Here is a 5,927-nt window from a genome sequence, read left to right as displayed (position 1 = left end):
CCAACAACAATGCTCTCGTGGAGAGCCCGGTGCGGTGAGAATCGCACGCCGGGTTCGGCGGGCGGTCCGGGGAAACGGGCCCGGAGCAATCCGGATACCGCGCCCCGGGCCGACCCAACTGGCGGCACACCCGCAAGGGTGACAAGTACGTCACGGTGATCATCGACCTGACCCCGATCCGCGACCGGAAGGGTCCAGCACGGTTGCTGGACATGGTCGAGGGGCGCTCCAAGCAGGTGTTCGCCCAGTGGCTGCAAGACCGACCCGGCGAGTGGCGCGACCGCATCGAGGTCGTCGCGATGGACGGGTTCACCGGCTTCAAAACCGCTGCCGTCGAACAGATCCCGGGCACGACTCCCGTCCTCGACCCGTTCCATGCAGTGCAACTTGGTGGTGACGCATTGGACCGATGCCGACAGCGCGTTCAGCAGGCCACACGTGGGCACCGCGGCCGCAAGGACGACCCGCTGTACGGGGTGCGGCGAACCCTGCACACCGGCAGCGATCTGCTCACCAACAAGCAGCAGGCCCGCCTCGATGCCGTATTCGCCGTCGAGGAGCACGTCGAGGTCGAGGCCACCTGGGGCGTGTACCAAGGAATGATCGCCGCCTACCGCGACCCTAACCGGACCAAGGGGCGAGCAGCCTTGAAGACGCTGATCGACTCGATCAGCGCCGGCGTCCCTGCCGAACTGACCGAGTTGAGAACCCTGGGGCGCACCCTCAAACGCCGCGCCGCGGACATCCTGGCGTACTTCGACCGGCCCGGAACATCGAATGGACCTACGGAGGCCATCAACGGCCGGCTCGAGCACCTACGTGGCTCCGCCCTCGGCTTCCGCAACCTGACCCACTACGTAGCCCGATCCCTGCTCGAGTCCGGAGGATTCAGACCCCGCCTACACCCTGGATTCTGAAGAGCCACATTAGTCGCGTTCACGCTCCGCATGTCTGATGAACACGCATGCATTCTGTCTACGCCGGAGGCCTTCGAAACAGGCATTCCTGCAGGTCAACCCAGCAAACCCCTACTCACGCGCCACGTAACTTCGGTCTACGGAAAGAGAGCCTACGGCAGCTACACGCCGACTGTACCGGACTCCCAATGGCCACACCCCGACCAGCCAGCATTGCCGCGATGTCGCGCGCGCAGCAATGCCTCGCGGGCCGAGCTCGCCCAGATCGACTTCGCCCTACCCGGCAGCGTTACCTCTCGCATGATGCACTGCGGCAACCCCCGCTGCCGGTGCCGCGCCGACCCGCCACAGCTCCACGAGCCCTACCTGCACTGGACCCGAAAGATCAACGGCAAGGCCACAACCCGAACCCTCAGCCGAGCACAGCTCGACCGTTACCAGCCCTGCCTCGACAACGCCGCCCGGCTACACCACCTTGTCCACGAGCTCGAGACACTGGCCTTCGGTGCGCTCGAGGACGCCGAAGCGTGGGGCCGAAAGCTGATCCAGGAGTGCGGAAAACGGGTTGAAGCAGTCGAACCCTCCCAATACGCAACGGCACCTCGCTCGACGACGCTCACTCTCCCAACCCATCGGTGGATTCAGGGCTACTTCCAAGTCTGTGGAAGCACCGCGACATGCGTTCGACCAGCGAATCAATGACCGTATCGTCCATGGGGGTCGACACGCAGAGCGTACCGCTGGGTGCCAGTGCAACGCCTTCCTCGAAGGCGATCCAGAACAGCTGCCTCAGTCGCTCATCCGGTTCTTGACTGCGGGGTTCGAGCCGCACCACTGATCCGTAGCCGTTAGCGGTCCAGCCAAACGGCTCGCCTGTCTTACTCAGACCGTTTCGCAGTCGCTCACCGAGCGCATTGAGCCGGCCGACCTCATCGACCTGGAAGAGCTTCATCGCCGCGTAGCCGGCAGACATCGTGACGGGATTCCCGGTGAATGTGCCACCATGGAAGATCGAGCGCGGCTTGGATGAGTCGAGTATTCCCATGACGTCGCGGCGCCCCAGGATGGCGCCTATCGGGAGGCCACCTCCGATGGCTTTGCCGGTCACCAGGAGATCCGGGAGGAGGCCGTAGACGGCGTTGGCGAAGCCTTGGACGGCCAGCCGGAACGAGATCACTTCGTCAACGACCAGGAGCGCTCCGTGCTGCTGGGCAAGTGACGCCACCGAGGCGACGAATGCCGGGCTCAAGGGTCGGCCGCCAGCAGACATCGGCATCAAATCCAATACGACGGCCGCGATCGTGTCGCCGTGCTGGGCGAAGGCCTCGACGAGGGCATGCCGATCGTCCGGGGCAACGAGTAGAACGTCGTCCGAAACACCCCGCGGTACACCAGCAGTCATGCCGATCATGGACAGCAGCGCATCGCCCATCCCATGGTAGCTCGGCGAAAGGCCGAGAATCTTGTCACGCCCGGAGATCGCTCGAGCCATTCGCACGGCGGTCATCGTTGCTTCGGTACCGGTGCTGGTGTAGCGAACGTAATCGCACCAAGGTACCCGCTCCAGTAAGACTTCGGCGTGCCGCACCTCGTCTGAGTTGGGCAAGCCGAAGCAGGCACCGTTCTCGAGGGCCCGAACGGCAGCGGCGGTCACCTCGCGGTGAGCATGGCCGTGCACCAAGGTCGTGAAGTTGTTGCTGAGGTCGACCTTTTGTGAGCCTTCGGCGTCCCATACGTAGTATCCCTTGCCTCTGACCAGTGTTGGAGCGGGCCGACCGAGGTAGCCGCTTGAGCGCCCGACGCCGCCCGGGTATACGAGCGCCTGGCGCTCCCGGATATCCGCCCAGTCTCTCGCATCCATCGCAACCACCGGAGCGTCCTCCTCGATTCGGGTCACTTCGCTACGCCTCCGGCACCCAACTGGTCGGCGACCCAGTCGGCCATCGTCAGCCTCGGCCTCGGGCCGAGATTGTGGCAGCAATGGTCACCCGCAGGCTCGACCACCACCGTGAGGTCCGCATTGACGGCGTACTCTTTGAGTACCTCCGCCTGAGACACTGGGACAAAGTCCAGCGCACCGTGGAGGAAATAAGTTGGCACCCGGAGTTCATTCAACACCGGGCGAGTGTCCAAGCACTTCTCAACAAACAAGCGCGCCTCCTCCATATCGGCAGACTTGCTAACGTAACGCCACGACTCCTTAGCTAGGGGCCCTCGGCCTTCCCAATTGCCGAAGTTCACATACCCTCCCCAGGAGACACAGGCGACGAAGCGCGAGTCCAGGCTCGCGCTACGCAAGGCGTAGTGCCCCCCAGCGCTCCGACCGACCACTGCCAGCCGTTTCGCATTCAGCCGGGGATCATCGACGAGAAAGTCCACCACCCGCGATGTGTAGCGCTCAAAGTCGCCTCTCGCTGGGGTGCCCGCCAACATCTCACCCTGTCCTGGGCCGTCGAAGGTCGCAGTGGCGACACCCCGGGCGAGCAGCAGCTCCTCGAATCGGTAGCTCTCTTCCTTGGTGGACTCCAACCCACCGATCAGAACGGCGCACGGCCACGGACCCTTGCCCGCTGGAACGCGCAGGTACCCGGGGATCGTCACGTCATCGATGGGCAGATCGAACCGCTCTGCCGGTGGTTCCAGGTACGAAGCCGCCTTGGTATACAGCTCGACCTTGCGCTGCTGGCCTGCTGCCCGGTCCTCGCCAAACCAGAGAAACTGTGCGTATTGTGCGCACAGCGCCGCAGTCACGAACAGCTCACCCGCAGTATGTCGATGCCCAGTGTCGCCCGCGCGCTGCGCTGCCTCCTCGTACTGTGCGGCCGTCTCCATCCAATGCTCGAACCACGATACGTTGTCGCCCCGTTCATGAGCGGCAGCAAGATCAGAGTAGGGAACGCCGTCCATCAACAGGCGCCCCCAATTCAACATCTCTTCCTCGGCGCGCATCACGCCAACGGAACTGGTCATCTTTTGTCTCCTTAGGATTCCTGGAACCCGGATGGGCGGTGTGCCCACCTCGGCCGGTGTTGATCCACCTCTCGGTGGCTTAGTTCGGTACTCCAGACAGAGCGACGTGATGGAGGACTGGTCTGGGTCCGTCTCGGCCGCGACGTAGTGCACCTTGCAAATGCCGTACCAGGCACGAGCCACCCACGCGCGTCCTCGGAGTGATTCCGGTTGTCAGCCGTGTTGAGGGTGCGGCCCGGCCGCCCCTTGCCTCGCTGAACTCATCGTGTCCTGCAAGGAACAGACGCCACTGACGCCACGAGGATCTATGAGAGGGATTTTGGTCAGGAGAACGCCACCACCGTTGAACGGCCCGGCAGACGGTTCCCTATCATCGTCCGTCACAGCCTGGTGCCCCGATTATGGCATCGCATGCACCACCTCCGTCGAGGTGCTGAGATCCCCCAGGGACCGGCGCGTGCACGACATATCATGTCCAATGGACGCGCGCGGAGAGTAAATTCGCACGGAACCCACGGCGAGCGGCGCAGGGGCAAGGAGGCTGCAGCAACTCGTACCGAGCGCACAGACAGTCACGACGGTCGAGCCATGGTCAGGGTTAGCAGTCACCTGCACATGGTCCCCACTTACTAGGACTGTGCTACAGCCATGTCCCGGAAACAGGTTTGGTTGCCTTCTCGGATTCCGAAGATATCGGTCCTCAACCATCATCGGTGGGCGACTCTGCTAGTGCTGCCGCCCCATTGAGCGCGAGCCGCACCGCCTCGACGATCTGCTGATAGCCGGTGCACCGGCAAAGGTTTCCCGAGATAACCTCACGGATCTCGTCCGCTTCCAGATGCTTAGCCCGGTTGTATACAGGAAGGAGTGTCATGAGAAAGCCCGGCGTACAGAAGCCGCACTGCAGTCCATGACAAGCCGTGAAGGCACGCTGGAGCGCGTGCAAGTCCTCGCCATTGGTCAACCCTTCGACCGTGGTGAGCCGCCGGCCGTCGACCTGCACAGCGAGTGTGATGCAGGACCGCACCGGCTCCCCGTCAAGGAGCACCGTACAACTCCCGCACACGCCGTATTCGCACCCGACGTTGGTGCCGGTGAGTCCCAAAGCCTGCCGAATGAAGTCGGACAGGAGCAGGCGGGGCCCGACGTCCCGATCGTGTGCCTCTCCGTTGACGATGACGTGTGTCTTCATGCAGTCTCTCCCAACTGGAACGCCGACGCGAGGGCGCGACGCAGCATCATCTCTGCGATAACGTCCCGCCGGTACCTTGATGTGCCATGCACATTGTCCTGGGGTAAGTTGCCCCAATGCTGCTCGGACGGCGGTGTCGATCAAGGCAGCATCGACCTCGCGGCCAATCATCACCTCAGCCAACCCCGACGCCAAGCATGGGGCTGGCCCTGCCGAGGGCAGACCCGCGCGAACCGCGCGACAGATCCAGTCGCGACCGCGCTCGACGTAGACCGCGGCGCCGCCGGGAACTCGGCTGCTAAGTCGCTCTGGGCCACTGCTCCCCCGATCGTTCCACGATTGCGGACCTGCGGATGCGCCACCCAGGCCGGACTTCCGAAGATGTGAGGCACACGAATCGCCGAAAACAGGGTGTGACCTGCGGAAACGCGCGTGGAGCGGTTCGGGGTCGTGTTACTACAGGATCGATCCGTTGGGCCTGTGGTCAGTCGGTGTGGGTGGTGAAGTCGAAGAAGCGGGGCGGCTCGGGCAGGCTGAGCGCGGCGAAGATTGCCTGCTGTCCTGCCGTGGTGGCGGAACGCTGTGCCACGCGCCCGTCGCTGGTGGCGAGGGTGATCAGGTGCATCCGGTCCAGCTCGTCGTGCAGGTTGCGCCAGGTGTCACCGGTGGCGTTCTCGACCACGCGGATCAGTAGTAGCGCGAGCCAGCACAGCTGGATGTGTGCACGGATCCGGTCCTCTCGATAGTGGTAGACTGGGCGTAGCCCGAGGGCGCCTTTCATGTCCCTCCATCCTCGGAACCCCGGAAGTTCACGAATACTGAAGGGTGTTGTGGTGCGAACTTCCGGT

The 5,927-nt window shown here is 63.7% G+C and carries 5 protein-coding genes and 1 pseudogene; 2 read left to right on the top strand and 4 right to left on the bottom strand.

The features are described 5' to 3' along the window. Positions 1 to 119 precede the first annotated feature (119 nt). A pseudogene (locus FGL98_RS24405) lies at positions 120 to 917 on the top strand (ISL3 family transposase); the annotation flags it as partial. Positions 918 to 947: 30 nt separating this feature from the next. Beyond that, positions 948 to 1,619 (top strand): DUF6788 family protein, encoded by a 672-nt coding sequence (locus tag FGL98_RS27315; RefSeq protein WP_425461027.1) that lies wholly within the window; start codon positions 948 to 950, stop codon positions 1,617 to 1,619. Here FGL98_RS27315 and FGL98_RS24395 read toward each other — a convergent pair. The 4 genes from FGL98_RS24395 to FGL98_RS24375 all read right to left on the bottom strand — a co-directional run bounded on the left by FGL98_RS24395 (position 1,534) and on the right by FGL98_RS24375 (position 5,860). Next, positions 1,534 to 2,778: an aspartate aminotransferase family protein gene (locus FGL98_RS24395; protein WP_246136738.1), complete on the bottom strand. Its 1,245-nt coding sequence runs from the start codon at positions 2,776 to 2,778 to the stop codon at positions 1,534 to 1,536. The two genes, FGL98_RS27315 and FGL98_RS24395, sit on opposite strands and share 86 nt — an antisense overlap. Before the next feature lie 32 nt (positions 2,779 to 2,810). Continuing rightward, positions 2,811 to 3,887: an alpha/beta hydrolase family protein gene (locus FGL98_RS24390; RefSeq protein ID WP_146321391.1), complete on the bottom strand. Its 1,077-nt coding sequence runs from the start codon at positions 3,885 to 3,887 to the stop codon at positions 2,811 to 2,813. Positions 3,888 to 4,587: 700 nt separating this feature from the next. After that, positions 4,588 to 5,250 carry a (2Fe-2S)-binding protein gene (locus FGL98_RS24385; protein ID WP_246136737.1) on the bottom strand — a complete coding sequence of 221 codons (663 nt, stop codon included), beginning with the start codon at positions 5,248 to 5,250 and terminating at the stop codon, positions 4,588 to 4,590. 313 nt (positions 5,251 to 5,563) lie between these two features. Continuing rightward, a complete protein-coding gene (locus FGL98_RS24375) occupies positions 5,564 to 5,860 on the bottom strand; it encodes a hypothetical protein (RefSeq protein WP_222432401.1) in 297 nt (98 codons plus the stop codon). Between the last annotated feature and the right edge of the window lie 67 nt (positions 5,861 to 5,927).

It is taken from the genome of Leekyejoonella antrihumi (genome assembly GCF_007845645.1).
Classification (GTDB): domain Bacteria; phylum Actinomycetota; class Actinomycetes; order Actinomycetales; family Dermatophilaceae; genus Leekyejoonella; species Leekyejoonella antrihumi.
The sequence above is the reverse complement of the archived record's forward strand: the minus strand, read 5'-3'. Positions and strand labels throughout refer to the sequence as shown.

Excerpts from the sequence above, each read along its gene's own strand:
- FGL98_RS27315 (WP_425461027.1), top strand. The coding sequence starts at position 948 with ATGTCTGATGAACACGCATGCATTCTGTCTACGCCGGAGGCCTTCGAA.
- FGL98_RS24395 (WP_246136738.1), bottom strand. The coding sequence starts at position 2,778 with ATGGATGCGAGAGACTGGGCGGATATCCGGGAGCGCCAGGCGCTCGTA.
- FGL98_RS24390 (WP_146321391.1), bottom strand. The coding sequence starts at position 3,887 with ATGACCAGTTCCGTTGGCGTGATGCGCGCCGAGGAAGAGATGTTGAAT.
- FGL98_RS24385 (WP_246136737.1), bottom strand. The coding sequence starts at position 5,250 with ATGATTGGCCGCGAGGTCGATGCTGCCTTGATCGACACCGCCGTCCGA.
- FGL98_RS24375 (WP_222432401.1), bottom strand. The coding sequence starts at position 5,860 with ATGAAAGGCGCCCTCGGGCTACGCCCAGTCTACCACTATCGAGAGGAC.